The organism is Kitasatospora sp. GP30, from assembly GCF_029892145.1.
GTDB classification, from domain to species: domain Bacteria; phylum Actinomycetota; class Actinomycetes; order Streptomycetales; family Streptomycetaceae; genus Kitasatospora; species Kitasatospora acidiphila.
In genome coordinates this window covers 289,857-314,728 of the sequence record NZ_JARZAH010000005.1, presented here as the reverse complement: position 1 = coordinate 314,728, position 24,872 = coordinate 289,857, and the positions used below count along the sequence as shown (strand labels likewise).

19 protein-coding genes are annotated in these 24,872 nt (G+C 72.8%); 11 read left to right on the top strand and 8 right to left on the bottom strand.

All coding sequences use genetic code 11. The annotated features are described in order from the left end of the window. Positions 1-244 precede the first annotated feature (244 nt). Positions 245-1,150 carry a DedA family protein gene (locus P3T35_RS11230; protein ID WP_101384570.1) on the top strand — a complete coding sequence of 302 codons (906 nt, stop codon included), beginning with the start codon at positions 245-247 and terminating at the stop codon, positions 1,148-1,150. A 93-nt stretch (positions 1,151-1,243) separates the two neighbouring features. After that, a complete protein-coding gene (locus tag P3T35_RS11225; protein WP_101384569.1) occupies positions 1,244-2,395 on the top strand; it encodes a DUF5954 family protein in 1,152 nt (383 codons plus the stop codon). Positions 2,396-2,458: 63 nt separating this feature from the next. Here the strand turns inward: P3T35_RS11225 and P3T35_RS11220 are convergent, their stop codons facing one another. Further along, on the bottom strand, positions 2,459-3,085 hold the full coding sequence (locus P3T35_RS11220; RefSeq protein WP_101384568.1) for a TetR/AcrR family transcriptional regulator: 627 nt from the start codon (positions 3,083-3,085) through the stop codon (positions 2,459-2,461). Positions 3,086-3,262: 177 nt separating this feature from the next. Between P3T35_RS11220 and P3T35_RS11215 the strand changes: the two genes are divergently transcribed. The 5 genes from P3T35_RS11215 to P3T35_RS11195 all read left to right on the top strand — a co-directional run bounded on the left by P3T35_RS11215 (position 3,263) and on the right by P3T35_RS11195 (position 13,553). Next, on the top strand, positions 3,263-5,452 hold the full coding sequence (locus tag P3T35_RS11215) for an MMPL family transporter (RefSeq protein WP_101384567.1): 2,190 nt from the start codon (positions 3,263-3,265) through the stop codon (positions 5,450-5,452). Positions 5,453-5,618: 166 nt separating this feature from the next. Continuing rightward, entirely contained in the window at positions 5,619-6,698 is a 1,080-nt protein-coding gene (locus P3T35_RS11210; RefSeq protein WP_101385580.1) for an aminopeptidase P family protein, read from the top strand. Between the two features lie 251 nt (positions 6,699-6,949). After that, on the top strand, positions 6,950-9,814 hold the full coding sequence (locus P3T35_RS11205) for a LuxR family transcriptional regulator (protein WP_180356826.1): 2,865 nt from the start codon (positions 6,950-6,952) through the stop codon (positions 9,812-9,814). A 205-nt stretch (positions 9,815-10,019) separates the two neighbouring features. Continuing rightward, positions 10,020-11,666, top strand: coding sequence for a S53 family peptidase (locus P3T35_RS11200; RefSeq protein ID WP_280705640.1), 1,647 nt, complete (start codon positions 10,020-10,022; stop codon positions 11,664-11,666). Between the two features lie 252 nt (positions 11,667-11,918). Beyond that, a complete protein-coding gene (locus P3T35_RS11195; protein ID WP_280705638.1) occupies positions 11,919-13,553 on the top strand; it encodes a translation initiation factor 2 in 1,635 nt (544 codons plus the stop codon). 69 nt (positions 13,554-13,622) lie between these two features. On the opposite strand, the gene P3T35_RS11190 is transcribed toward P3T35_RS11195, so the two are convergent. Together P3T35_RS11190 and P3T35_RS11185 are read right to left on the bottom strand one after the other, a co-directional pair. Further along, entirely contained in the window at positions 13,623-15,692 is a 2,070-nt protein-coding gene (locus P3T35_RS11190; protein ID WP_180356825.1) for an NB-ARC domain-containing protein, read from the bottom strand. 129 nt (positions 15,693-15,821) lie between these two features. Then, complete coding sequence (locus P3T35_RS11185) at positions 15,822-16,316, bottom strand: PaaI family thioesterase (protein WP_101384563.1); 495 nt, start codon at positions 16,314-16,316, stop codon at positions 15,822-15,824. A gap of 86 nt (positions 16,317-16,402) precedes the next feature. Here P3T35_RS11185 and P3T35_RS11180 point away from each other — a divergent pair, with 86 nt between their 5' ends. The 3 genes from P3T35_RS11180 to P3T35_RS11170 all read left to right on the top strand — a co-directional run bounded on the left by P3T35_RS11180 (position 16,403) and on the right by P3T35_RS11170 (position 19,047). Continuing rightward, positions 16,403-16,870 (top strand): helix-turn-helix domain-containing protein, encoded by a 468-nt coding sequence (locus P3T35_RS11180; RefSeq protein WP_101384562.1) that lies wholly within the window; start codon positions 16,403-16,405, stop codon positions 16,868-16,870. Between the two features lie 102 nt (positions 16,871-16,972). After that, positions 16,973-17,815, top strand: coding sequence for an SAM-dependent methyltransferase (locus tag P3T35_RS11175; RefSeq protein WP_101384561.1), 843 nt, complete (start codon positions 16,973-16,975; stop codon positions 17,813-17,815). Between the two features lie 98 nt (positions 17,816-17,913). Then, complete coding sequence (locus P3T35_RS11170) at positions 17,914-19,047, top strand: site-2 protease family protein (RefSeq protein WP_101385578.1); 1,134 nt, start codon at positions 17,914-17,916, stop codon at positions 19,045-19,047. Positions 19,048-19,065: 18 nt separating this feature from the next. Here the strand turns inward: P3T35_RS11170 and P3T35_RS11165 are convergent, their stop codons facing one another. The 3 genes from P3T35_RS11165 to P3T35_RS11155 all read right to left on the bottom strand — a co-directional run bounded on the left by P3T35_RS11165 (position 19,066) and on the right by P3T35_RS11155 (position 20,863). After that, positions 19,066-19,566: a nucleoside deaminase gene (locus tag P3T35_RS11165; RefSeq protein ID WP_101384560.1), complete on the bottom strand. Its 501-nt coding sequence runs from the start codon at positions 19,564-19,566 to the stop codon at positions 19,066-19,068. Between the two features lie 68 nt (positions 19,567-19,634). Next, entirely contained in the window at positions 19,635-20,102 is a 468-nt protein-coding gene (cynS, locus tag P3T35_RS11160; RefSeq protein WP_101384559.1) for a cyanase, read from the bottom strand. Positions 20,103-20,215: 113 nt separating this feature from the next. Beyond that, on the bottom strand, positions 20,216-20,863 hold the full coding sequence (locus tag P3T35_RS11155) for a carbonic anhydrase (RefSeq protein WP_101384558.1): 648 nt from the start codon (positions 20,861-20,863) through the stop codon (positions 20,216-20,218). A 125-nt stretch (positions 20,864-20,988) separates the two neighbouring features. Between P3T35_RS11155 and cynR the strand changes: the two genes are divergently transcribed. Beyond that, positions 20,989-21,897, top strand: coding sequence for a transcriptional regulator CynR (gene cynR, locus P3T35_RS11150; RefSeq protein ID WP_101384557.1), 909 nt, complete (start codon positions 20,989-20,991; stop codon positions 21,895-21,897). Positions 21,898-21,991: 94 nt separating this feature from the next. Here the strand turns inward: cynR and P3T35_RS11145 are convergent, their stop codons facing one another. Together P3T35_RS11145 and P3T35_RS11140 are read right to left on the bottom strand one after the other, a co-directional pair. Beyond that, positions 21,992-23,098: a hypothetical protein gene (locus tag P3T35_RS11145; protein WP_180356824.1), complete on the bottom strand. Its 1,107-nt coding sequence runs from the start codon at positions 23,096-23,098 to the stop codon at positions 21,992-21,994. Positions 23,099-23,483: 385 nt separating this feature from the next. After that, complete coding sequence (locus P3T35_RS11140; RefSeq protein ID WP_280705628.1) at positions 23,484-24,791, bottom strand: cytochrome P450; 1,308 nt, start codon at positions 24,789-24,791, stop codon at positions 23,484-23,486. Between the last annotated feature and the right edge of the window lie 81 nt (positions 24,792-24,872).

Here is a 24,872-nt window from a genome sequence, read left to right as displayed (position 1 = left end):
GCCGCCGGCCGGGCCGGGTGGGCGCGGCGGACCGTCATCGTCCGATGTTTGTCATCGTTCGATGTCTTCACTTGATGTCTTCAGATGATGACATACTTTCGCCGAGGGGCGAGCGCCGGGGGACGGTGGAATCAATCACTCGTTCGGCGTGTTGTCTTTTCGCAGGTCGCTCTGCCGGAGTGGCCCGTTCGTGCCTGCCCGATCACCCGTCGCCGCCTGACCGCAACTGCTCCTGGGGGCCGCCGTGAACCTCACCGCACTGGTGGCGGGCGCCGGAATGTGGGCCTATGCGCTGATCTTCCTGTTGACGGCGGGCGAGACCAGCGCTTTCGTCGGCCTGGTGCTCCCCAGCGAGACGGTGGTGCTGTTCGCCGCCGCGCTCTCCAGCCGCGGGGTACTGAACCCGTTCCTGCTCGCCCTGGTGGTGATCGCGGGTGGCATCGTCGGCGACAACACGGGCTACTGGCTCGGCCGGCTGTTCGGCAAGCGGGTCGACGCTCCGTGCCGGCGCCGGCGGATCAAGCCCGGCGGTCGGATCGACCGGGCCGCCGGCTACCTGCGCCGACGCGGCGGACCGGCCGTGTTCACCGGGCGGTTCATCGGGTTCGTGCGGTCCTTCGTGCCGTTCACGGCGGGCGCCGCTCGGATGCCGTACCGCTCGTTCCTCGGCTACAGCGCGGCCGCCTCGCTCACCTGGGGGCCGCTGAACGTCGCCGCCGGGTACTTCCTCGGCGCCTCCGCCGCCGGGCTGCTGCGCACGGTGGGCCTCGCCGGGCTGATCGCGGTCGGCGTGGCGGCGCTGGTGCTGGCGGGCGCGCTCGCATGGCGGCAGCGCCGCAGGCGGGCGAGGGCTGCCCCCGAGCCGCCGACCGAGCCCGCCACCTCGACTGCACCGCGCGACGAGCCCGCCACCTCGAGCGCACCGCGCGACGAGCCCATCACCCCGACCGCAGCGGGTGCCGAGCCCGCCACCGAGCCGGCCGAGGCGCCTGCCGCGCCGGCCGAGCCCTCGAAGGAGCCCACCGCACCGACGGAGCCTTTGGCGGGCCCCGCCGCCCCGGCCAAGCCCCGCGCACCGCGCGAGCCGCAGGACGCCCCCGGCCCCACCCGCCCGCTCGCCGGCCACGGCTCCCCCCACCGGCGCACCTGACCCTCGCCGTCCCCGCAGCCGCGCGCTCCCCCGGATGGCTGAATCCCTGCCAACCGACTGCGCCAAGTGACCGGACGACCGCATGCTGTCGCCATGACGGATGACTCACCGAACATCCCGGGCCAGCGAAACACTCGGGCAACCACACCCGATGAGCCGGTCGCGGCCCTCAAGGACATCGAGGCCTGGCAGGCCCGCGACCGCTACCCCGAGCTGCGCGGCTTCAGCGGGCCGGTGTTCGGCATCGCCACCGAGCGGGAGGAGGGCGGCTGGCAGCTCTGCCGCCACCTCGGCCACCCCGACCCGCAGAGCAGCCGGGACAGCATGGCGCTGGTGTTCCGCCAACTGGCCGCGTCGGCCGAAGCGGCCAGCGAGGCATCGGCGCAGCGGGAGTTCCTGGCCGCCGCCAAGCGGCTGGACTGGGAGGTCGTCGACGAGCTGGCGGTGCTCGGCAGGCGCTACCGCGTGGTGCGCGCCGAGTTGTTCATCCGTAGCGGTGCGGACGGCCCGGAGCCGCCGCGCCCCACCGACCCCGACCCGCATCCTGTCGGGCACGCCTTCGGGGACGACGACGGGCTGGACGGGCTGCCGATCGACCCGAGTGCGCCGACCGAGCTGTGCGAGGGCGTCCTCAAGCTGCAGCTGCTCCGGCTGGTCCGCCCCGCCGGCTCGCTGGCGCCCGGCGCGGTGCGGGACGCCGACGTGGCCCGGCGCGGCCACCCCGACGGCGTGCTGCTGCCGACCGCCTTCTCGATCGCCGAGCAGTCGACCTTCGGCTGGCGCCCCGAGCCGGCGGTGCTCTGCCGCACCCCGCAGGCGGCCCGGGATTTCCTGTCCATGGACCTGCGGGTGATGTCCCCGGTGATGCGCGGGTTGGATGCGGCCGAGCGCGCGGTCTACGCCGAGGCAGCGGACCTGCTCGACGACACCAGGTGCGACGAGGTCGAGGTGGCCGGGCGGCTGCTGCGGGTGATCCGGGTGGAGCGGCTGCTGCGGATGGGGCCGGACGGCCCGGAGGGGCCGCGCCCGTCGGACCGCAGCCAGGAGCCGCCGCTGAAGGTGCACGATCACCAGTTGCGGGAGCGGGGCCTGGTCGATGCCGACGGCTACCCGACCGAGCCGCCGCTCCCGATCAGCCCCGCCGCCAAGGAACTGGCCCGGCTCTTCGAGGAGGCACTGGCCTTGCGGGCCGAGCGCGATGCCAAGCACGGCCGGCATGACGGGCGCCGCAGACGCCGGCACTGAACGGAGAACCCGCCCGCACCCCAGGCGCCACCGGGTGCGGGCGGCAAGGCTGTTGACGGTCCGTCAGGATGTCCGGGCGGGCCGGCCCAGGCAGAGGCCGATCATGGTGGCCACCAGCAGGTCGAGCTGCCGCGCGGCCTGCTCGTCGGCCTGCTCACCGGCACGGCGCAGCACCAGGTAACGGGTGACCAGCCCGTCGAAGCCGGCCAGGAACTGGATGGCGAGCTCGTGCGCGGGCAGGGCCAGTTCCAGGCCGTGGGCCTCGGCGACGCCGCTGATGATGGCCGTCGCCGTCTCCTCGGTCCGCTTCTGGAGGCCGCTCATGATCTCCTGCAGATCCGGGTCGCGCAGGGCCAGTGCCGCGAACTCCTCCAGCAGCACACACCGTCCCTCCGCTCCGACGGAGCTTTCCCAGAGCCCGTCCACCATCGCCCGGACCTGCTCCTCGAACGGCCCCTCGGCGGGGGCCGAGCTGTGCACCTGCTCCATGACGTCGGCGGTCAGCTGCTCGACCACGGCGCGGTAGAGGTCCTTCTTGGTGCCGAAGGTGTAGTGCACCGTCGCCTGCGCCACGCCCAGTTCGGCAGCGATCGCCCGGGTGCTCCCGGCCGACACCCCCTCGCGGGTCATCAGGTCGATGGCGGCCCGGATCAGCTGCGGGCGTCGTTCGGAGGCGGGGACGTGTGCCATCAGGCCAGAGTATCGCCATGTTCCGATGACTGAGTTGTTCGACCGTGTCAGACGTTCATGTCGTCCGACTTTGTCAGCTGACCAAGTTGCGCGTACGGTGAGGACCGACCTGGCCGAGCACGCCGTTGCCCCGAGGACATGACGCTGTCGGCCGCGATACCTGAGCGGGGGTTCCGCATGGCCACCTACCTGTACCGACTAGCCCGATGGTGTTTCCGTCGGCGCCGGACCGTGCTCGCCGTCTGGCTGGCCGTGCTGATCGCGATCGGCGGCGCGGCGGGGGCGTTCGCCGGCAAGACCAGCGATGAGTTCAAGGTCCCGGGCACCGAGGCGCAGACCACCCTCGACCACATCAAGGGCACCTTCCCGGCGCAGGGCCACGGCTCCGCGCTGGTGGTCTTCTCGACCGAGCAGCCCGGCGGCATCAAGGCACCGCAGACCGCGGCGGCGGTCAGCGAGGCGGTCACCGCGATCAAGTCGGTGCCGGGCGTCGCGGCCGCCCCCGACCCGTACACCAGCGGAGCCGTCGCACCGGACGGCAAGACCGTGCTGGTGCCGGTCTCCTTCGACAGCAAGCTCGCCGACATCACGGACCACCAGCGTGACGCGGTGAAGGCGGCCGCCGAACCGGCGCACGCCGCGGGGCTGACGGTCGCCTTCGGCGGTGACGCCTACAACAAGATGGCGCAGGTCGGCGGCGGGGAGTCGGTCGGTCTGCTGGTGGCCGGGGCGGTGCTGGTGATCACCCTGGGTTCGCTGGTCGCCGCCGGACTGCCGCTGGCCACCGCGCTGGTCGGGGTCGGCATCGCGATGGCCGGGCTGCTCACCCTGGCCGGCTCGTTCGAGATCATCTCCACCGCGCCGGTGCTGGCGCTGATGGTCGGCCTGGCGGTCGGCATCGACTACGCCCTCTTCATCGTGTCGCGGCACCGCCGCCATCTCGCCGAGGGGCTGGAGCCGGAGGAGGCCACCGCGCGGGCCACGGCCACGGCCGGCAGCGCGGTGGTCTTCGCCGGGCTGACGGTGGTGGTGGCGCTGGCCGGCCTGGCGGTCGCGGGCGTGCCGTTCCTCACCGTGATGGGCCTGGCCGCCTCCGGCGCGGTGGTGGTGGCCGTCCTGGTCGCGATCACCCTGCTGCCCGCGCTGCTGGGCTTCGCGGGCCGCGCCATCGACCGGCTGCCGGTGTGGCGGCGTGCGCTGCGCTCCCCCGGGCGGCGCACCATGGGCGAGCGCTGGGCGGGCTTCGTGGTGCGCCGCCCGCTCGCCGTGCTGGTGGCCGGCCTGGCCGCGCTGGCCACCCTTGCGGTGCCGGCGGCGAGCCTCGACCTGGGCCTGCCGGGCGGCGGTTCGCAGGCCGTCGGCACCGGCGCCCGGACCGCCTACGACCAGGTCAGCCGCAGCTTCGGCCCCGGTTTCAACGCCCCGCTGGTGGTGGTCGTGGACGCCGGGCAGGCCGCCGCGCCCGAGCAGGCGGTGCAGACCGTGGCGCATGAACTGTCCGGTCTGAAGGGCGTGCAGGCGCTACTGCCGCCGATCGTCGACCAGCCGAGCCGCACAGCGCTGCTGACCGTGATCCCGCGCAGCGGCCCGGACGACGCCGACACCCGGCAGCTGGTGAACCAGATCCGCGACCAGCGCGGTGCGCTGCAGGCCGAGACCGGCGCGCGGATCGCGGTCACCGGGACCACGGCCGCCAACATCGACGTCTCCAACAAGCTCGGCGCCGCGCTGCCGCCGTTCGTCGCGGTGATCGTCGGTATCGCGCTGGTGCTGCTGGCGCTGGCCTTCCGGTCGATCCTGGTGCCGTTGAAGGCGGTGGCCGGTTTCCTGCTCAGCATCACTGCCTCGCTCGGCGCCGTGGTGGCGGTCTACCAGTGGGGGTGGCTGGACGGCGTGATCGACGTGCCCAAGGTCGGTCCGGTGGTGAGCTTCGTGCCGATCCTGCTGATCGGGGTGCTGTTCGGGCTGGCGATGGACTACGAGCTGTTCCTGGTCTCCGGCATGAAGGAGCAGCACGTGCACGGCATGGCACCGCGCGAGGCGGTGGTCGCCGGTGTGAAGAACGGTGCCCGGGTGGTCACCGCGGCGGCCCTGATCATGATCTCGGTCTTCGGCAGCTTCGTCTTCGGCGACGACCCGATCGTCCAGCCGATCGGATTCGCGCTGGCGGTGGGCGTGTTGGTGGACGCCTTCGTGGTGCGGATGGCGTTGGTGCCGGCCGCGATGGCGCTGTTCGGGCGGGCGGCCTGGTGGCTCCCCGGGTGGTTGGAGAGGCTGCTGCCGCGGGTCGACATGGAGGGCGAGCAGCTGCTGGCGCGGCTGGAGCAGCCCGAGGCGGACGCCGCGCGGACGGTCGCGCGGGTCTGACGGCGGGTTCCCGTGAAGTGGCCGCCTGCTGAAGATCCGTCGCCTGACGAATCCCCGAGCAGGCGGCCGCCTGCGCTGTTACGCTGCGGCCAGCCAGGCGCCCCCTCACCCGGAAAGGCAGGCCGCAGTGCCGATCCCCTTCACCACCCAGGACTTCGCCGACCGGATGACCCGGGCCGCCCAGGAAGCCGCCCGCGCCGGGCTGGCCGGGCTGGTCATCACCCCCGGGCCCGACCTGGTCCATCTGACGGGCTACCAGCCCACCGCCATCACCGAGCGGCTGACCGCCCTGGTGCTGCCGGCCGACGGTGCCCCCACCCTGCTGGTGCCCAAGCTGGAGCGGCCGGACGCCGAGCACGCCATCGGCGCCCCGGCGCTCCAACTGGCCGACTGGACCGACGGCATGGACCCGTACCTGGTGCTCCGCCCGCTGCTGGATTCGGCCGGCCGGTACGGCATCAGCGACTCCGCCTGGGCGATGCACCTGCTGGGCCTCCAAGAAGCCCTGCCCGGTGGCTCGTTCAGCTCACTGACCAGGTCACTGCCGATGCTGCGCGCGGTGAAGGGCGAGGATGAGCTCGAGCGGCTGGCCGCCGCCGGCGCGGCCGCCGACGCCACCTACCGGGCGATCCTGACCGTGCCGTTCGCGGGTCGCCGGGAGTGCGACATCGCCGCCGACCTCGCCGCCCGGCTGCTCGAATTCGGCCACAGCCAGGTCGACTTCACCGTGGTCGGCTCGGGCCCCAACGGCGCCAACCCGCACCACGAGGCGGGCGACCGGGTCATCCGGCCCGGCGACACCGTGGTGCTGGACTTCGGCGGCCTCAAGGACGGCTACGGCTCCGACACCACGCGGACCGTGCACGTCGGCGCGGACGTGCCCGACCAGGTGCGCGAGGTGCACGAGGTGGTGCGCCGGGCCCAGCAGACCGCGTTCGAGGCCGTTCGCCCCGGGGTGGCGTGCCAGGAGATCGACCGGGTGGCCCGTGCCGTGATCACCGAGGCCGGCTATGGCGAGTACTTCATCCACCGGACCGGTCACGGCATCGGCATCACCACCCACGAGCCGCCGTACATGATCGAGGGTGAGGAGCAGCCGCTGGTCCCCGGCATGTGCTTCTCGATCGAGCCCGGCATCTACCTGCCCGGCCGCTTCGGGGTCCGGATCGAGGACATCGTCACCGTCACCGAGACCGGGGGCCGTCGCTTCAACGACACCTCGCGCGAGCTGGCCATCGTCGAATAGCAGCGTCCGGCCGACCGGGGCGTCGCCGACCGGCACGCCCTGGTCGCCGCCGGTCCACTGACGGTGATCGGTTCCGGCATCGGCACCGAATGCCCGCAGAACGGTCGCCGAGCCTGCTCTTTTTGACCGGAACGGGATGCCTGCGGCCCACGTCTGTCTCCCCAAGGATGACGTGAACACGAGAACCGCCGAAGGGACTGCTCCGGGTGATGGAGATGGCTGCCGGACCCGTGTCCGCCCATGAGAATGTCATGAACAGGGCAGTCGAGGCGATGCGGGAGGCTCCCGGCGTGCTGCTGCTCGGTCCGCCGAGGATCGGGCGCTCCCGGCTGCTGGAGCAGCTGGTGGCGCACGGCCAGGCGATCGGCGTGCGGGTGCTGCGCTGCTCGCCGGTGGCGGCGGAGCAGGCGCTGCCGTTCATGGGGCTGATCGACCTGCTGGAAGACGTCGACGACGAGGTGCTGGACCGGCTGCCGGCCGGGCAGGGCGACGCGTTGCGGGCCGCCCTGCTACGCGGTGGCCAACCCGACGCGGGTCAACTGGGCGACGCCCGGGTGCCGTTGGCCGTACTGACGCTGCTGCGGCGACTCGCCGACCAGGGGCCGGTCTGGCTGGTGGTGGACGACCTGCACTGGGTGGACGAACCGACCGCGCGGGTGCTGGGGTTCGTGGCCCGCCGGATCGGCGGGACGCTGCTGCGCTTGGTGGCCAGTGAACCCGTCGCCGCCGGGCGAGGTCCGGCGTTCGCCCCGCTCTGCCCGCCCGGGACCGCGCGGCTGACGGTTCCGCCGCTGACGCCCGCCGAGTTGGCGGTGCTGCTGGCCGAGCACGCCGGACAGTCGCTGCCGTCCGCCACGGTGCGGGAGATCACCCGGGCGGCGCGCGGCAATCCCGGTGATGCGCTGGAGCTGCTGCGCACGCTGCCGCCCGACGGCGCACCGTTCAACGCCCCACCGACGAACGGAGGGCCGAGCGGTGGCCTGAGCGGTTGGGTCCACGGCGACCCGCCCGGCGGCCCGAACCGGGCGGCTACGGGCGAGCCGCCGGGCGGGCACCACGCCGAACTGCTGCGCACGCTCCCGGAGCCGGCACGCGAGGCGCTGCTGCTGGTCAGTGCCGCCGCGCGCCCCGACCTCACCCTGCTGGCCACCGCCGGCGGGCCGTCCGTCACCGTCGAGTTGGAGACCGCCGAACGGCTGGGCATACTGCGGATCGCCCCTGACGGCCAGGTCGCCTTCGACAGCCCGGCACTCGGTCGCGCCGTCTACGCCGAGGCCGGCGGCCGGTCCCGGCGAGCTGCGCACACCCGGCTGGCCGCGGCGGAGACCGAGCCGGTGGAGCGGGCCAGACACCGGGCGCTCGCCAACCCGGCGCGGGACGAGGAGGTCGCGCGGAGCCTGATGACCGCCGCCGCCACCGCCCGCCGACGCAGCGCCCCCGGCACGGCCGCCGAACTCGCCGCCCTCGCCGTGGCCCGCACCCCGGTCGAGCAGCCCGAGTTGCGCACCGAACGCCGCCTGACCGCCGCCGACTACGCGGTGGACGCCGGCCACCGGGACGCCGCGCGCGCCGAGGCGCAGGCCCTGCTGGAGGAGCCCGACCCCGAGGTGCGGGTGCGGGCTCGCCTGGTGCTGCTGCGCTGCGCCGGGCAGTCCCTGGAGCACGAGGGCGGTCTGATCCAGGACGGGCTGGCGGAGGCCGCGGCCGCCGGCTCGCCCGGCCTGGAGGCCCGACTGCGCTGCTGGCAGGCCAACCGGGATCTCCTCGCGGGCCGGCTCGACCAGGCCGAGGCGGCGGCGGGGCGAGCCGCTGACCTGGCGGCGGCGGCGAACCGGCCCGAGACCCAGCTGGAGGCGCTGACCACACTGGCCTACCTGCGGCGACTGGGCGGTGACCCGCGTGCCGAGTCCACCCTCGCCCTGGCCCTGGAGACGGCCCGCGCGAACGGCATCGACGACGTGCGGCTGCGCGAGGCCCTGATGACCGAGGCCGTCTTCCATCTGCATGCCAACCGGCTTGCTGCGGCAGAGAGTTCACTCCTGGAGCTGCTCAGGAGGTTCACCGGCCAGCTCGGGATGGAGGAACTGATCGACGTGACGATCCAGTTGGCCGGTGTGCGGATCCGGGCCGCGGACTGCGCCGGGGCGCTGCGGGCCGCCCGGCAGGTGGCCGCCCTGCACGCGCGGCGCCTGGGAGTCGAGCAGAGCGGCGAGGACGGCTACGGTGCGGCCTTCGAGGAGGCGGGCCCGGTCGCCTACGTCACGGCGGCGGCCGAATCGGTGGGCGGCTCGCTGGAGTTGGCCCGCCGGCTGGCCCAGCGCGGGGCCCGCACGGCCGAGCGCGAGGGTGATCGCTTCTGGCTGCTGTGGAACCTCACGGTGCTCGGCCGGGTGCATCTGATGGGCGACGAACCCGAGGCGGCCGTGCGGGCGTTGCGCAAGGCGCTGGAGATCGAGCGCGCCATGGGCATCGTCGATCCCGGGGTCGGCCGCTGGCACGCCGACCTGGTGGAGGCCCTGGTGTGCCAGGGCGGCAGGGCAGCGCTGGACGAGGCCAGGGCGCTGCTGGACCAGGTGACCGAGGCGGCCCGGCGGCTGGACCGCGAGGCGGTGCTCGGGTGCCTGGAACGGGCCGAGGCGCTGTGGCATCTGGCGCGCGATGAGCACGCCGAGGCCGCCGCGCTGCTGGAGCGCGCCGTCGCACGGCTGCGGTCCGAGGGGGTGCCGCTGGAGCTGGCCCGGGCGCTGGCCGCCCAGGCGCAGTTGGAGCGCCGCCGGCGGCGTCAGGGGGCGGCCCGGTCGGCGGCGGACGAGGCCCTGCGGATCTGTCAGGACACCGGGGCGGCCGCTTGGCTGGGCCCGATCAAGCGGCGGATCCAGGGTGGCGGTGGCGGGCGCGCCGGTGCGGCGCGGCAGTCGGCCGACGCGTCCGGTGCGGTGCTGCTCACGCCCTCGGAGCAGCGGATCGCGGCCCTGGCCGCGGATGGGGCGACCAACCGGGAGATCGCAGCGGCCTGTTTCATCAGTGTGAAGACGGTGGAGGCGTCGCTGTCGCGGGTCTACCGCAAGCTCGGCGTGCGGTCGCGCACCGAGCTCGCCAAGGCGCCGACGGACTGACGCGAGGGCGTAACCCCCGTTCCTGATAGGGCACCCTACGTTTCCTGGACGTTTCCTGAGGGCGGGTCAGTACAGGGACGACCGAGGGTTTTCACGGCTGCCGGGTGACCGGCGGGGATCTTACGGTTGCTCAGTCCCCGCCGATCGGTCCCCAATCTTTCAGCGGCGATCCATTGATGCATCCATGACAAGGAAGGATCTCCTTGTGACTCCCCACCGTCTCAAGGTCCTCGGCGCGCTCGCCGCGCCGATGTCGGTCATCGCCGCCCTCGCGCTGACCACCCCCGCCCACGCGGCCCCCCAGCCGCAGCTCGCCGTCCACGGCGACGTGGTCAAGGCGCTTGCCCAGTCCGTGCGCACCGGCGACGTCGCGCCGACCGACAAGAAGGACGTCACGGTCAGCCTCGCCGTGCGCGACCAGGCCGGTCTGCAGAGCTTCCTCAAGCAGGTCTCGGACCCCAAGTCCCCGCAGTACAAGCACTACTTGACGGTCAAGCAGTTCGCCGACCGGTTCGGCGCCAGCGACAAGACCATCTCCCAGGTCACCGACTACCTCAAGAGCCAGGGCCTGGCGGTCGGCAAGCTGTCGGCCAACCACCTCACGGTGACCGCCTCCGGTAGCGCGCAGCAGCTGGAGAAGGCCTTCAACACCCACCTGGCCACGTTCCACGACAACCACGCCGCGCGCGACTACTTCGCCAACACCAGCGCGCCGACGCTGCCGGCCACCTTCGCGTCCCAGGTGGTCGACGTCGCCGGTCTGAACAACTACACCGTCCACTCGCACTTCAGCCACGCCAACCCGGCCGTCAAGCCGAGCGCCACCGCCGACGCCTCGGCCGGCCTCGACCCGACCAGCGGCAAGGCCGCCTACGACCTCACCGGGCTCAACGGCAACGGCTACACCGGCAGCGGCCAGACCATCGGCCTGGTCGAGTTCTCCTCGTACGACCAGTCGGACGTCAACGCCTACGACTCCAACTACGGCCTGAACGTCAGCGCCCCGACCGTGGTCCCCGTCGCCGGCGGCACCACCGACACCTCGGGCGCGGGCGAGGTCGACCTCGACATCCAGGTGATCCAGGCGCTCGCCCCCGGCGCCAACATCAAGGTCTACGAGGCGCCCAACAGCACCGCCGGCGACGAGGCCCTCTACTCGCAGCTGGTCAGCGACAACGTGCCGATCGTCTCGATCAGCTGGGGCCAGGCCGAGTCCGGCACCACCGACTCGCAGCGCAACGCGGACGACAACACCTACCAGGAGGCCTCGGCCCAGGGGCAGTCGTACTACGCGGCCTCCGGTGACAGCGGCTCCGACGATGCGGGCAACGGCGGCACCTCGGTCGACTACCCGGCCAGCGACCCGTACGTCACCGGCGTCGGCGGCACCACCCTGTCCGCCAACTCCGACGGCAGCTACGCGGGCGAGACCGCCTGGTCCGGCAGCGGCGGCGGCACCTCCACGGCCTACTCGGCTCCGAGCTACCAGTCCTCGCTCGGCATCACGCAGCGCGAGGTGCCGGACGTCGCGGCCGCGGCCGACCCCAGCACCGGCTGGGCGGTCTACACCGGCGGTGCCTGGCAGGAGATCGGCGGCACCAGCGGCGCCGCCCCGAACTGGGCCGCCTTCACGGCCATCTACAACCAGTACGCGGCTGCCAAGGGCGGGGCGAAGTTCGGGTTCGCCAACCCGACCATCTACAACCTGGCCGGCGGCTCCAACTACGGTTCCGCCTTCCACGATGTCACCAGCGGCTCCAACGGCGCCTTCTCCGCGGGCACCGGCTACGACCAGGTGACCGGCTGGGGCTCGTACGACGGCCAGAACTTCATCACGTCCAGCCTCGGCTGACGCATCGGCCGTAGCAAGTGCCCGACGGTGCCCCAGGGGATCCGGCCTCCCCTGGGGCACCGTTGGGTAGGATGCCGTTCGAGCTTCTAAAGACAGCGTCGGACGGCTAAGATTGACAGTTCCCAGCAGGCAGCAGGCAGCAGGCAGCAGGCAGCAGGCAGCAGGCAGCAGGCAGCAGGCAGCAGGCAGCAGGCAGCAGGCAGCAGGCAGCAGGCAGCGCCGCGGTCCGGTGCCGCCTTGCGGTGCCGTTCGGTGCTGGTTGCCGTCCGGTCGGCGACCGCGCTGCACCGGCTGCTCGACGTCCTACCGGTCTTCGACGGTGACGAGCGGATCGCCAGTCGCTTCACCCTGGTCCCCGGCTCGGACTTCGATGTGGACGCCCTCGCCGCCCTGGAACACGCCGGCGCCCGGCTGATCCCCTGGGACGAGGCCCAACGCGGCGGGCACGACCTGGTGCTGAGCGCCAGCCCGAAGGGCGCGGTGTGGGCACTGTCCGGGCCGCGCGTCCTGCTGCCGCACGGCGCCGGCTTCAACAAGGCGATCAGCGGCGACGGTTCGCCCGGAATCCCGTCCGGGCTCGATCCGCACTACCTGCTCGCCGACGGTGAACCCTGGGCCAGCCTGCACGCGTTGGCCCACGGCGACCAGCTCGCCCGGCTCGCCGAGCACTGCCCGCCGGCGGCGGCCCGGGCGGCCGTGGTGGGCGACCCCACGCTGGACCGGATCCTGGGTTCGGTGATCCATCGGGAGGGCTACCGTGCCGCGCTGGGCACCGGTGACCGCCGGCTCGTCGTGCTCACCGCGAGCTGGGGCCCGGAGTCCCTGCTGTCCCGACGCCCGGGGCTGCCGGCCGAGTTGGTCGGCGGCCTCCCCTGCGACGATTACCACTTCGCCCTGGTCCTGCACCCCAACGAGTACAGCAGGATCGGCGAGTTCGACCTCGCCCGGCAGCTCGCGCCCGCACTGGCGGCGGGCCTGGTCCTGGCCAGGCCCCACCAGGAGTGGGCCGCGCTGCTGATCGCCGCCGATGCCGTGATCACCGACCACGGCTCCACCGCCCTCTACGCCGCCGCGCTCGGCCGCCCGGTGATCGGCGCCTACGACGGCGGCGACGAGTTGATACCCGGCAGCCCGATGGCCGACCTCCTGGCCAAGGCGCCCCGCCTGGGCGACCCCGCCGAGTTGCCCGAAGCCCTGCGCCAGGCTGCCGCCCAGGACACCCGCCCGGTCGCCGACGCCGCCTTCGCACTGCCGGGCGAGTCGCTCCCGCGACTGCGCCACGAGCTATACCGGCTCCTGCAGTTGGAGCCGCCCGCTGCTGCCCCGGCGATCCGTCAGCTGCCCCAGCCGAGTGCCGCACCCAAACCGCCGTCGGCCTTTGCGGTGCAGATCCCCCGGCTGACGGAGCATCACATCACCGTCGAGCGCTACCCCTCCTTCCGTTCCTCTCCTGTCCACCATCGGGCGGCCGCCCATCCGGACGCCGGCCTGCGGCAGGTGCAGAGTGCGGCGGTGCTGTGGCGCCACGCGCAGCGGCAGGACGCCGGCGCCCTCGCTCCCACCAGCGCCTGGACGGCGGCCGGTTGGACCGCTCACGTCCTGGCGGAGCTGCCCGGGCGCCGCACCGCTGCCGCGATCCTCGGCGCGGACCGCTGCCTGATCCGGCACCACCGAGCCGGACTCGTGGCCGTCCGCATCGAACCGAGCCGGGCGGGCGGCCGAGTGCGGCGCGCGGACCCGACGGCCGTGGTCTCGGCCGTTCACGCCTGGCTCAACGCCAACTCCGAATGGACAGCGCCTACTTCACTCGACTGCCGGGTCGGCCGGCTCACCGTCCGGGTGGAGCTGACCGCCCCGGGCGCCGCCGACCTCGATCACGAGCTCTGACGAGCGTCAGCCAGTCGGTCAGTCCCGGTCAGTCGGTCAGTCGGTCAGTCGGTCAGTCGGTCAGTCGGTTCAGGAATCCGTCAGGCCTCCGGAGCGCTCGGTCAGCAGGCGAGCCTCAGCACGCTGCCGCCGGGCCGCCGCCGGGTCACCCAAGTCGTCCGCGAGACGGGCGAGTTCCTCCAGAACGCGCACCTCCTCGGTGCCGGAGCCGCGCTCGCGAGCCGCGACCAAGGCCGCCTGCATCAGGGCCGACGCCTCGTCCGTACGACCCAACCGGCGCAGCGCCCGCCCCAGTTCGAAGCCGGTGCGGGCGATCATGCGCTCCCGCTCCTGGTGACGGGCCGCCTGGTGAGCCTCCTCGTACAGCTCGGCGGCTCGTGCGTGATCCCCGGCACCGAAGGCGGCCTTGCCGAGCTGGTACGTCTGCAGCAGCACACCGTAGGCGTTCTCGATCGCCTGGTGTTCGCTCCTGGACAGCCCGAAGTCGACCGCGGCACCGGCCCAGTCGTGCTGGGCGAGTTTCAGCAGGCCGCGGAACTCCACGGCGGAGGCCTTCAGTTTGCGATCCTGCGGGTCGTCGCCCAGGCCGTCAGCGGTGCCCATGGCCTGCCGCAGCTGCTCGGCCGCGTCGCCGAACAGCTCCTGCTCCCAGAGCGGGCGCGCCAGTTGGCAGCGCATGCGTACCATCAGCCGGCGGTCCTCAAGACGGTCCGCGGCGGCGATACCGGTACCGAAGGCCTCGATGACATCAGCGTAGTGCGGGTGGTCGAGGAAGTGCGTCCACAGCGGCTCGCACAGCGCCGCCGCATCCACGAACCAGCCGGAGTCGTACGCCGAGCGAACGCAGCCGTACAGGGCCAGGCGGTGCGCCTCCAGCCAGCGGAGCGCGGCGGTCTTGCCGTTGGTGCCGGCGAACTCGACGTCGGGCACGTCGGGGAGGGCGGCTTCGAGCTCCGCGAACGTCATCCGCCGGCCGGCCGCCAGCAGGTCCGCCCGGGCCGCCTGGCGCCGGTACCAGCGGACCAGCTGCCGGCGGGCCGCGGTGCGTTCCGTCCCCTCCGGGTCCGCCTGGCGGGAGCGGCGTTCGGCGTGGCCCCGGAGCAGGTCGTGCATCCGGTATCCCTCGGGCCGGTATTCCAGCAGCCCGGCCCGCTCCAGCTCCTCCAGCGCCTCCTCGGCGGCGAGCGGGCCGGCCCCGAGCAACGCGGCGGCGGCCGCAGCGGTGACCGCCGGTGCCGGGAACTGCGGCAGCACCCGGTAGAGCCGGGCCGCCTCCGGCCCGAGGCCGTCGTAGGCGGCGTCCCAGACGGCCTCCACGATCGGGATCCCCCGCTCCCGCAGGTCAGCGGTGAGCTCCGCGACCAGCCTGCTCAGGCTGCGCCGCCGGTACTTGTGGGCCCACCGCCCGGCGACGTGCAGGGCGGCGGGCAGGCCGCCGCAGCCGCGCGCCAGCTCCAGCACCGCTTCCGGCTCGGCGGCCAACCGCTCGTCGTCGACGAGTTGGCGGAGCAGCCGCACCGCGTCCTCCTCGGCGAGCGGCTGCACGGGCACCTCCACCGAGTCGGCGCCGGGCGGCTCCTGGAGCGCCCCGTGGCTGGCCACGATCGCCATGCTCCCCGCCGATGCCGGGATCAGCAGCTCGACCTCGGTGTCGGAGCCGGCGTTGTCGATCACCACCAGCAGGCGCTTGCCGTTGGTGCGGCTCCAGTACTGCTTCTGGCGGCCCGCCGGTGACCGCTTGAGCCACTCGGGCGCGACACCGAGGCTGGTGAGCAGCTCCGCGTGCACATCGGCGAGCTCCACCGCGCCGTCACGGCGGTAGTCGTCGAGGTCCACGTACAGCACACCGTCGGGGAACCGGTCGCTGAGCGCGCGACCGACCTCGAAGCTCAGCGCCGTCTTGCCGATCCCGGCCATCCCGACCAGCGTCACGACCCGCGGACCGCGCTCCCCTGGTCGGCTCTCGGCCGCGCCCCGGATGCGCTCCTGTTCCGTCTGGCGGGCGACGAAGAGCCGGATCGCGGGCGGCAGTTGGTAGGGCGGTTCGGCCTCCGGCGGCGGCGCCGCCTGGATGTGCTGGTGCAGTTCGCCGATCCGCTGGGCCTGCACCACCGATCCCACCCGTGCCTGCCCGCTCACGGTGTTGTGCGTCCCGCCGGAATGCGTTCCGTTGGGAACGGTTCCGCCCTCGTGTGAATCGTCGGCCACGCCCCAACCCTACGCCTCGGCAGGGCTCCTGACGTGGCAACAGGCGATTTCCGGACCCGCTCAGCGCGGCGGGATCGGGAAGAGCATGCAGCTGCTGGTGGCGTGCGCCAGCAGGCGGTCGTCGCCGTCGAGGAGTTCGGCCTGCGCGAGGGCGGTGCGCCGCCCGTGGCTGAGCACCTTGCCGACGGCGCGGACCTTGCCGGTGTCCACGGTCATCGGGCGCAGGAACTTCACCGTCAGGTCGAGCGAGGTGTAGCCCATGCCCGCGGGCACGATCGAGTGCACCGCGCAGCCCGCGGCCGAGTCGAGCAGCGTGGCGTAGACACCGCCGTGCACGCTGCCGATCGGGTTGTAGTGCTCCTCCCCCGGCTCCAGGGCGAACACCGCGTGCCCGGCCGCCACCTCCTCCAGGCCGAATCCGAGCATCGCCATGATCGGCGGATGGGGAACGCGACCGGCGAGCATCTCCTCGAGGAACGCCAGGCCGCTCAGCCGGCCGGCGGCGCCCGCGGTCTCCCGGGGGTCCTCCCATACGAACGTGCGCGACCTCTTCATGACCACCCCTCCGCTGGCTTCGTTTCTCGAAGCTAGCCATCGCCATGACTGGGTGTCAATCATGAAGTCAGCCTTAGGATTGGCCCATGGAGTGGCTGGAGTTGAGCACGGACAACTGCACCGTGCAGCGCGCACTCGCCCTGATCGGCGAGAAGTGGACGCTGCTGGTGCTGCGCGATGCCATGAACGGCGTCCGCCGATTCGACGACTTCCGCCGGCATGTGGGCCTGTCCGAGGCCGTGCTGGCGGACCGGCTGCGCAAGCTGGTCGCCGCCGGGATCATGGAGACCGTCCCCTACCGCCAGCCCGGCCTGCGGACCCGGCACGAGTACAAGCTCACGCCGAAGGGCTGGGACCTGTGGCCGGCGATGATCGCCCTGAAGCAGTGGGGCGACCGCTACACCGCCGACCCAGGCGGCCCGCCCTGGGAGGTCGGCCACCGCGACTGCGGCGCCCGACTGCAGACCGTCGTCGGCTGCGCGGCCGGCCACCGTCCATTGACGCCGTTTCAGGCCGAGGGCCGGGTGGGAGCATCCGCTAGGCGGCCGGAGTAGCCGGGTGGGCCGGAGCAGCCGGGTGATGGGGTGTCACCTGCATGATCATCAGCTTGGCTACACTTCGACCAGATGGCTGCAGGCACAAGGGGAGGGTCGGGGATGAACGCGGACGATCTGGGGCAGGACATACCGCTCAGCACACAGATCCGGCAGGACATACCGCACAGCGCCCGCATGTACGACTACTTCCTGGGCGGCAAGGACCACTTCGCGGTGGACCGGGAGGCCGCCGAACGAGTGCTCACGGTGTTCCCGACCATGAAGACCGCGGTCTGGGCGAATCGGGGGTTCATGCAGCGGGCCACCCGGGCCCTGGCGGAGCGCGGCCTGTCGCAGTGGCTCGACGTCGGCACCGGCATCCCCACCTCGCCGAACCTGCACGAGGTCGCGCAGTCGGTGGTCCCCCGAGCACGGGTCGTCTACGCGGACAACGACCCGATCGTGCTGGCGCACTCCCGGGCGCTGATGACCAGTACGCCCCAGGGCCGGACCGCCTACATCCACGGTGACGTGCGCGACCCCGACACCATCCTGCACGCCCCGCAGCTGACCCGGACCCTCGACCTGGGGCAGCCCGTGGTGCTGTCGCTGGTCGCACTGCTGCACTTCGTCCCCGACCTCGACGAGGCGCGCGGCATCGTGGACCGGCTGCTGAAGCCGCTGCCGACCGGCTCGGCCCTGGTGCTCTCGCACGCCACGGCGGAGCTGGACCCGCACGGCGCGTGCCAGGTGCAGCAGATCTACAACCAGGTCGGCACCACGCTCAAGCTGCGACCCGCAGCCGAGTTCGCGACCTTCTTCGAGGGCCTGGAGCTGCTGGAGCCGGGCATCGTCCCCGCCCACCGCTGGCGCCCCGACGCCGAGGGCGACGCCCACCGCCTGCCCGCCGGGGCCACCGACGCGGACGTGTCGTTCTACGCCGGGGTCGGCATCAAGCGGTAGGCGCGTCGCGCAGCCGTCGAGGCACCGCGGAGCGGGCGGGTGAACACTGGAAGCGTGGCGTGCGCCCACCGCTCGCCACGACGGGACCAGGTGTGGAGATGCGCGGTACCGCGTTGCTGGGCAGGATCCTCGGCATACCGCTGCGGATCCACTGGAGCGCGCCCGCTCTGCTCCTGTTCTTCGGCTACGGCCTGGCCGCCCAGACCCTTCCGGCCTGGGTGCCGGGCCGCTCCGCCACCGCCTACGGCGTCGCCGGGGTGGTGGGCGCCGCGCTGCTGGCCGGGAGCCTGCTGCTGCACGAGACCGCCCACGCGGTGACCGCCCGGCGCGCCGGCGTCCGGGTGGACGACATGACCGTCTTCGCCCTCGGCGGCGTCACCCGGATGGGCCGGGCACCGACCCCGCGCGTCCAGTTCACCGTGGCCGGCAGCGGGCCGCTGACCAGCCTGCTGCTGGGCGGGCTGTTCGTCGGAGCCGGGCTGGGGGTGTGGGACGGGCCGCACTGGCGGCTGCCGGCCGCCGTCCTGCTGTGGGACGGCTGGGCCAACCTGCTGCTCGGCGTGTTCAACCTGCTGCCCGCCGCACCCCTGGACGGCGGCCGGCTGCTGCAGGCGGCGGTCTGGCGGCGCGGCGGCGATCGGGAGCGCGCCGAGCGCGTCGCCGGCCGCGCCGGCCAGGCCGCCGGCCTGCTGATGTCGGCGGGCGGCTTCGTCGCCGTCCTCCGTGGTGATGCGGCCGGCTTCTGGTTCGTGCTGGTCGGCCTGTTCGTCTGGTCCTCGGCGCTGGCCGAGGTCCGCCGCGCCACCATGGTCGCCGCGCTGCGGGGCGTGCGCGTCGCCCAGGTCATGACCGCGCCCGCGGCCGCCGGGCCCGACTGGCTCACCGTGGACCGCTTCCTCGCCGACCTCGCCACCCGCACGCACCAGCGGGTGGTCGCCGTACTCGACTTCGACGGCCGCCCGAGCGGCCTGGTCGACCTGACCCGGCTGCTGACGGTGCCGTCCGCCCGGCGGGCGGAGATCCGGGTTCGCGATGTGGCCCGCCCGCTGCGCGAGTGCACGGTCGCCGGGCCCGGCGACGATCTCCTCGACGTCCTCGACCATGCGACCGCCCAGCCGCCGATCCTGGTCCTGGACGACGGCCGGCTGGTCGGCATCGTCACCACGGAGGACATCGCCAGGGCGGCTCAGCTGCGCACTCCCGCCAGCCCGGGTGCGACCAGCGAGAGCTGACCCGAACCGCGCCCGGCCTCAGCCGGCGGTCGGGGTGCCGGCGACCCGCCGCTCGCCGCCGTTGCACTGCTGCCAGAACCGGTAGACGTCCACCGCGTCCTCGCGCGGCCGGTAGCGCATCGGCAGTCGGCGCTGGTCCCAGTTCTTGGCGAACTCCTCGTAGAAGGTGCCCAGTTCGAAGTACTTGCGGTCGTCGACGTAGTGCGGCTCGTAGGCGTCGCGGGTGGTGAGGAAGACGACCTCGTCCGGCGAGCAGTAGTACAGCGAGCCCAGGCACATCGGGCAGGGGTGGGCCAGGACGTAGATGGTGGTACCGGTCAGGTGCTCGGTGCCGAGCTTCACGCAGGCGTCGCGGATGGCGAGGATCTCCGCGTGCGCGGTGGGGTCGTTGGTCTGGGCGACCTTGTTCGCGCTCTCGGCCAGGATCTCGCCGTCCTTGGCGATGACGGTCGCGAACGGGCGGCCGCCCTCGGCGACGTTCTGGCGGGCGAGGTCGATGGTGCGCTGGATGAAGTCCATGGTGGTCTCCGTACGGTGTCGGGCGGCCGGGGCGGGCCGGGTGGCGGCCCGCCCCGTCGGAGTATGTGTCAGAAGGGCTTGGTGGGGAGGTACTTGCCGTCCAGGGTGATGACGGCGCGTTCGCCGCCCTCGGGGTCGGCGACCTTCTTCACGTCGAGCTTGAAGTTGATCGCGGAGATGATGCCGTCGCCGAACTGCTCGTGGACCAGGGCCTTGAGGGTAGTGCCGTAGACCTGGAGCATCTCGTAGAAGCGGTAGATGGTCGGGTCGGTGGGAATGCCGCCGGGGATCGAGCCGCGGGTGGGGATGGTCTGCAGGAGCAGCGCCGCGTCGTCGTCCAGGTCCAGCAGTTCGGTGACCGCCTTGGCAGACTTCTCGGGCAGGGGGTGCTGGCCGAGGACGGCGGCGGTGGTGAAGGCGGCCGACAGGCCGGAGGCGTCGGCGAGCTGCTGCCAGGAGAGGTTCTTGCGGGTCTTGGCCGCCACGGCCTCGGCGGCCAGCAGCTGGCGGGCGGTGGGGTCGAACTGGGCGTGCATGGGTGGGGTCCTTTCGGGGTGTGCCGCTTCGCGCGTCGGGCGCGCGGCGGGCGAGTGCAGGGGGTCCCGGTCCGGGCTGACGGGACGGTCCAGTCCGGACCGGGAAGGCGGGGTCAGGCCGCGAGCGGTGCGGCGTCGCCGACGGCGGCGAGCTTCTCGCCGTGGGTGGTGGCGGTGGGTGCCCCGGCGTCACCGGTGGCGGTGAGTTCCTCGACACGGCCGGTGGCGATGTCGAAGACCCAGCCGTGCAGCGTGACCGTCCGCTCGGCCAGGGCGCGGGCGACCGACGGGTGGGTGGCCAGGTTCGCCAGCTGCGCGAGCACGTTCTGCCGCACCAGGGCCGGCACATCGCCGGCCGTGCCGGTGCGGGCCACCGAGGCGTCGGCGAGCCGCAGCCAGTGGGCGACCGCCGGGGCGCCGCTCAGGTCGTGCCCATCGGCGAGGGCGGTCATCGCGCCGCACGCGGAGTGCCCGCAGACGACGATGTCCCTGACGCCCAGCTGGGCGACCGCGTACTCGATGCTCGCCGCGATGCCGTCGGCGCCCAGCGTGAAGGCGGGGACGAGGTTGCCGGCGGTGCGGATGACGAACAGCTCGCCGGGTTCGCAGCCGGTGATCAGCTCGGGGACGACGCGGGCGTCGGAGCAGCCGATGAACAGCGTGCGGGGGGCGTGGTGGGCGGCCAGGTGGGCGAAGAGCTCCTGTTTGGCCGGGAAGACCTCCCGCTGGAAACGCGCGATGCCCTTGGCGAGGTCATGCATGGGTCACTCCCTTTGATGGCGGTCCGCCCCGTGGGGCCTGGTGACATCCACCCTGCATGACCTGTACCTATAGCGTCCAAGACGTTCCAACCATGGCAGCCATAGCTGTCATCTATAGTTTTGCCATGGCCCTGGAACTGCGTCACCTGCGCTATCTGCTCGCCGTGGCCGAGCACGGCAGCTTCACCCGCGCCGCCGAGGAGCTCCACGTCTCCCAGCCCACGCTGTCCCAGCAGGTCAGGCAGCTCGAACGGACCCTGGGCACGCAGCTGCTGGACCGCTCAGGCCGCACCGTGCGCCTCACCGACGCGGGCGAGGCGTACGCCCACCACGCCCGCGGCGCGCTGCTGGACCTGGCCGCCGCCGAGCGGGCCGTCCACGACGTGCGGGACCTCTCCCGCGGGCGGCTGCGGCTGGCGGTCACCCCCACGTTCACCGCCTATCTGGTCGGCCCGCTCACCGCGGAGCTGCACACCCGCCACCCCGGCATCGCCCTGACCGTGCGGGAGACCAGCCAGGACCGCATCGAAGCCGGCCTGCTGGCCGACGAGTTCGACCTCGGCATCGCCTTCCAGGGCCCCCATCCGGCCGGCATCACCGCCACCGCGCTGTTCACCGAGACGCTCACCCTGGTCACCGGCACCCACCAGCCCACTGCCGACCGGCCGGGCCCGCTACCGGCCCGCGAGCTCGCCGATCGCCAACTCGCCCTGCTCAGTGGCGACTTCGCCACCCGCGGCCACATCGACGGGTATTTCGAGCAGCAGCGCGTCAGCCCGCGCATCGCCGTCGAGGCCAACTCCGTCCAGGCCCTCATCGAGGTCGTCCAGCGCACCCCGCTCGCCACCGTACTGCCCGAAGCCGTCACGCACGACCACCCCCGCCTCACCCCCCTCCCCCTCGAACCCTCCCTTCCCGCCCGCACCGTCACCCTGCTGCACCGCGCCGACGCCTACCAGAGCGCCGCCACCCGCGCCTTCACCCGCCTCACCCACGACCTCGTCCGCACCCGCGGCTACGCACCGGCCTCCTGAGCGCACCCCTGACAGGCCGGCAAACGCCGAGCACCCTGGGCGAGCCGAGCGGCTCACCCAGGGTGCTCAGGATCCGACGGGGTTCACCCGGTGATCAGGGGACGATCGGGTGCGAGATCTCGCAGCCGCCCGCGCCGCCGTTGTAGTCGTTCGCCCAGGTGCCCTGCATGGCGAAGGAGCCGGTCGCGAGGGTGACGTTCTGGGCGCCGCCGACGCCGCCGGTGCCCTTCCAGGCGCACTTGTCGGCGTTCTCCTGGCCGGTCGAGTCGGTCCAACCGCCGGCCGGGTTCTGGTCGGTGATGGTCTCGGCGTACTCGTGGCCGTAGACCATGGTCACGCCGTCCAGCAGGCCCGCGTTGCCCGTGTTGACGTAGTTCTGGCCGCAGGAGGAGCCCATGTCGGTCACGTACGGGTCGTTGGTGAACGCGACGTCACCGTACGGGGAGGAGGCCGCGCCACCGGACAGGGTGGTGTCGCCGTTCCAGTCGTGCCAGGCGCAGAACTGGCCGGTGGTGGTGTTGAAGCCGTCCGGGTGGGTGCCGGTCGGCGACAGGATCACGTACTGCACGTCGCGGTTCGAGGCGGCCGTGGTGTTGCCGAAGTGGCCGGCGGCGTTGATGGCCTCGTTGGCGAGCTGGTTGCCGGTGGCCTGGTTCGGCGCGGCGGCCGACCCGTCGACCCAGATGCCGGCCAGTGCGCCGCCGGTCGGGTAGGCGACGTGGGCGGCGGTCGACGGGCAGCTGGTGGCACCGCTGGCGATGCCCTCGCAGTACTGGGTCATGACGCCGGACCAGGTCTCACCGTTGGTGCCGAGGCCCTTGAATAGCTGCTGGGCGCGGACCGCGATGCCCATCGGGTCACCGGAGAGGGTGGTGTAGCCGTTGGCGTCGGTGCCCTGGGTGCCCCACTGAGAGCCCTCGAAGACCAGGTAGATCTTGGCGGGGCCGGTGGTGACGCCGATGCCGTCGACGCCGCCGCCGTACTTCAGGTTGGAGGTGCGCTTGCCCGCGGTGCTGCCGGCGGGGGCACCCTTCGCGGAGATGACACCGTGCCGGTAGGGGTGGCTCGGGCCGGCCAGCTCGTTGCCCGGCTGGTTCGCCTGGGCCGGGGTGGCGGCGAAGGCGGCACCGGCGAGCGCCAGCGTGCTGAGCGCGGTCAGCGCCTTGGCGCGCGCCGAACGGTTGGTGGGGGACATGCCCATGTGGGGGAGCCTCTCTCCTGCCGTCCGCGCCGGGATGGGAGCACGGCGGCAGCATGTGGGGATGGGGAACCAGGCGGCCGTGCGGACCTCCGCACCGCGGCATGGGGTTCAGCTGCCCGAAAGTCCTGTCGAACTGACGGGCTGACGTGGGGAGTTCACAACCCCTGCCGATCACCTGGCATGCGGTAGCAAAGCAGAGGCGTTGAATGATCGTCAATGAGGGCTGCGAGAAAAAAGATTGCAGGTCAGCGCAACAGATAGCGGATCCGCAGGCTGCCACCGGTCAATGCGCGTAGCGCGATTCCCAATAACAGTAAAAGCTGTTGTCCCAACTGTTTTCACGGAAATCGGGACGGCCCGACAGGCCGTCCCGCGGCCGCCGCCGTCAGCTGCCGGACCGCCACCGCACCGGCAGGCTCTTCAACCCGTTCTGGAAGTTGGACACCAGCCGGGCGGGCGGGCCGGCCACCGCCGGCTCCAGCCCTGGCAGTTCCAGGACCTGACGGATCATCGCTTTCAGCTGCGTCCGCGCCAGTTGGGCACCCAGGCAGAAGTGCGGGCCGTAGCCGAAGCTCACATGGTCGTTCGGGGTGCGGGTGATGTCGAAGCGGTCAGCCTCCGGGAACACGGCCTCGTCGCGGTTGGCGGAGGCGTGGTAGACCACCACCTTCTGCCCGCGCCGGATCCGCACACCGGCCAACTCCAGGTCCCGGACGGCGGTTCGGCGGAAATCCACCACGGGTGGCCAGAAACGCAGCATCTCCTCGACCGCCGACGCGAGCAGCTCGGGCCGCCGCATCAGCAGCCGGTACTGCTCCGGGTGGCTGAGCAGCGTGTACAGACCGCCCGGCAGACCATTGCGGACCGTCTCGTTACCGGCGACCCCGAACAGGAAGAACGCGGTCTCGAACTCGTCGGTGCTCAGGCCGCCGTCGCGCATCCGCGCCAGCAGGCTGCCGGGGCGGGGGCGCGCGGCCAGGCCGTGGGCGTAGGCGAACATGTCGGCCAGGGCGGCCCGGGAGCGCGGGTTGACGGGGCGGCCGTCGGGTCCGGTGCGGGTGGCGGGGCGTTGGGCGAGGGCGGTGCGGCCCAGCTGGGTGAGGTGGGCCGGGTCGGCGGTACTGGAGGCGGCGTAGTCGGCGTCCTGGTAGCCGATCACCCGGTTCGACCAGTCCACCAGCAACTGGCGGTCCTGCTCCGGCACACCCATCACCCATGCCAGTGTGCGCACCGGGAGGTCGGCCGCCAGGCGCACGAAGTCCACCTCGCCATCCGCCCGCACCGAGTCCACCAACTCCCGCGCGCACCCCTCGATCGCCGCCGACAACTCCCCCAGCGCCCGCGGGGTGAAGGCCGCCGCCACGATCCGGCGCAACCGCGAGTGCTCCGGCGGATCCTGATTGAGCATCATGGTGCGCGCGAACTCCAGGTCCGCGTCGGTGTCCGGATCCCGGATCTGCGTAGCGCCGAGGTGCGAGGAGAACAACTCCGGTGTGCGCAGCACGTGTTTGACGTCAGCGTGCCGCAGCACCGCCCAGTATCCGGGCCCGGCCGGCCACTCCCCCACCGCCGGCTCCGCCACCCAGCTCACCGGCGCCGCTGCCCGCAGTTCGCGGAAGAGCTCGTACGGCACCCCGTCGGCGTAGGTCGCGGGCTGGAAGATCCGGTTCACCATGTCCTGGCCAAGCCCCATGCCAGCCGACAGTACGGCAGCCCCACCCGGCGCACCAGGAGGCCGAGCGATCCGAGTGGCCCAGCCCTCGGTGACCTGCGT

Excerpts from the sequence above, each read along its gene's own strand:
- P3T35_RS11155 (WP_101384558.1), bottom strand. The coding sequence starts at position 20,863 with ATGCATGACCTCGCCAAGGGCATCGCGCGTTTCCAGCGGGAGGTCTTC.
- P3T35_RS11225 (WP_101384569.1), top strand. The coding sequence starts at position 1,244 with ATGACGGATGACTCACCGAACATCCCGGGCCAGCGAAACACTCGGGCA.
- cynS (WP_101384559.1), bottom strand. The coding sequence starts at position 20,102 with ATGCACGCCCAGTTCGACCCCACCGCCCGCCAGCTGCTGGCCGCCGAG.
- P3T35_RS11185 (WP_101384563.1), bottom strand. The coding sequence starts at position 16,316 with ATGAAGAGGTCGCGCACGTTCGTATGGGAGGACCCCCGGGAGACCGCG.
- P3T35_RS11140 (WP_280705628.1), bottom strand. The coding sequence starts at position 24,791 with ATGGGGCTTGGCCAGGACATGGTGAACCGGATCTTCCAGCCCGCGACC.
- P3T35_RS11175 (WP_101384561.1), top strand. The coding sequence starts at position 16,973 with ATGAACGCGGACGATCTGGGGCAGGACATACCGCTCAGCACACAGATC.
- P3T35_RS11215 (WP_101384567.1), top strand. The coding sequence starts at position 3,263 with ATGGCCACCTACCTGTACCGACTAGCCCGATGGTGTTTCCGTCGGCGC.
- P3T35_RS11145 (WP_180356824.1), bottom strand. The coding sequence starts at position 23,098 with ATGGGCATGTCCCCCACCAACCGTTCGGCGCGCGCCAAGGCGCTGACC.
- P3T35_RS11170 (WP_101385578.1), top strand. The coding sequence starts at position 17,914 with ATGCGCGGTACCGCGTTGCTGGGCAGGATCCTCGGCATACCGCTGCGG.
- P3T35_RS11180 (WP_101384562.1), top strand. The coding sequence starts at position 16,403 with ATGGAGTGGCTGGAGTTGAGCACGGACAACTGCACCGTGCAGCGCGCA.
- P3T35_RS11210 (WP_101385580.1), top strand. The coding sequence starts at position 5,619 with ATGACCCGGGCCGCCCAGGAAGCCGCCCGCGCCGGGCTGGCCGGGCTG.
- P3T35_RS11205 (WP_180356826.1), top strand. The coding sequence starts at position 6,950 with ATGAACAGGGCAGTCGAGGCGATGCGGGAGGCTCCCGGCGTGCTGCTG.
- P3T35_RS11220 (WP_101384568.1), bottom strand. The coding sequence starts at position 3,085 with ATGGCACACGTCCCCGCCTCCGAACGACGCCCGCAGCTGATCCGGGCC.
- cynR (WP_101384557.1), top strand. The coding sequence starts at position 20,989 with ATGGCCCTGGAACTGCGTCACCTGCGCTATCTGCTCGCCGTGGCCGAG.
- P3T35_RS11165 (WP_101384560.1), bottom strand. The coding sequence starts at position 19,566 with ATGGACTTCATCCAGCGCACCATCGACCTCGCCCGCCAGAACGTCGCC.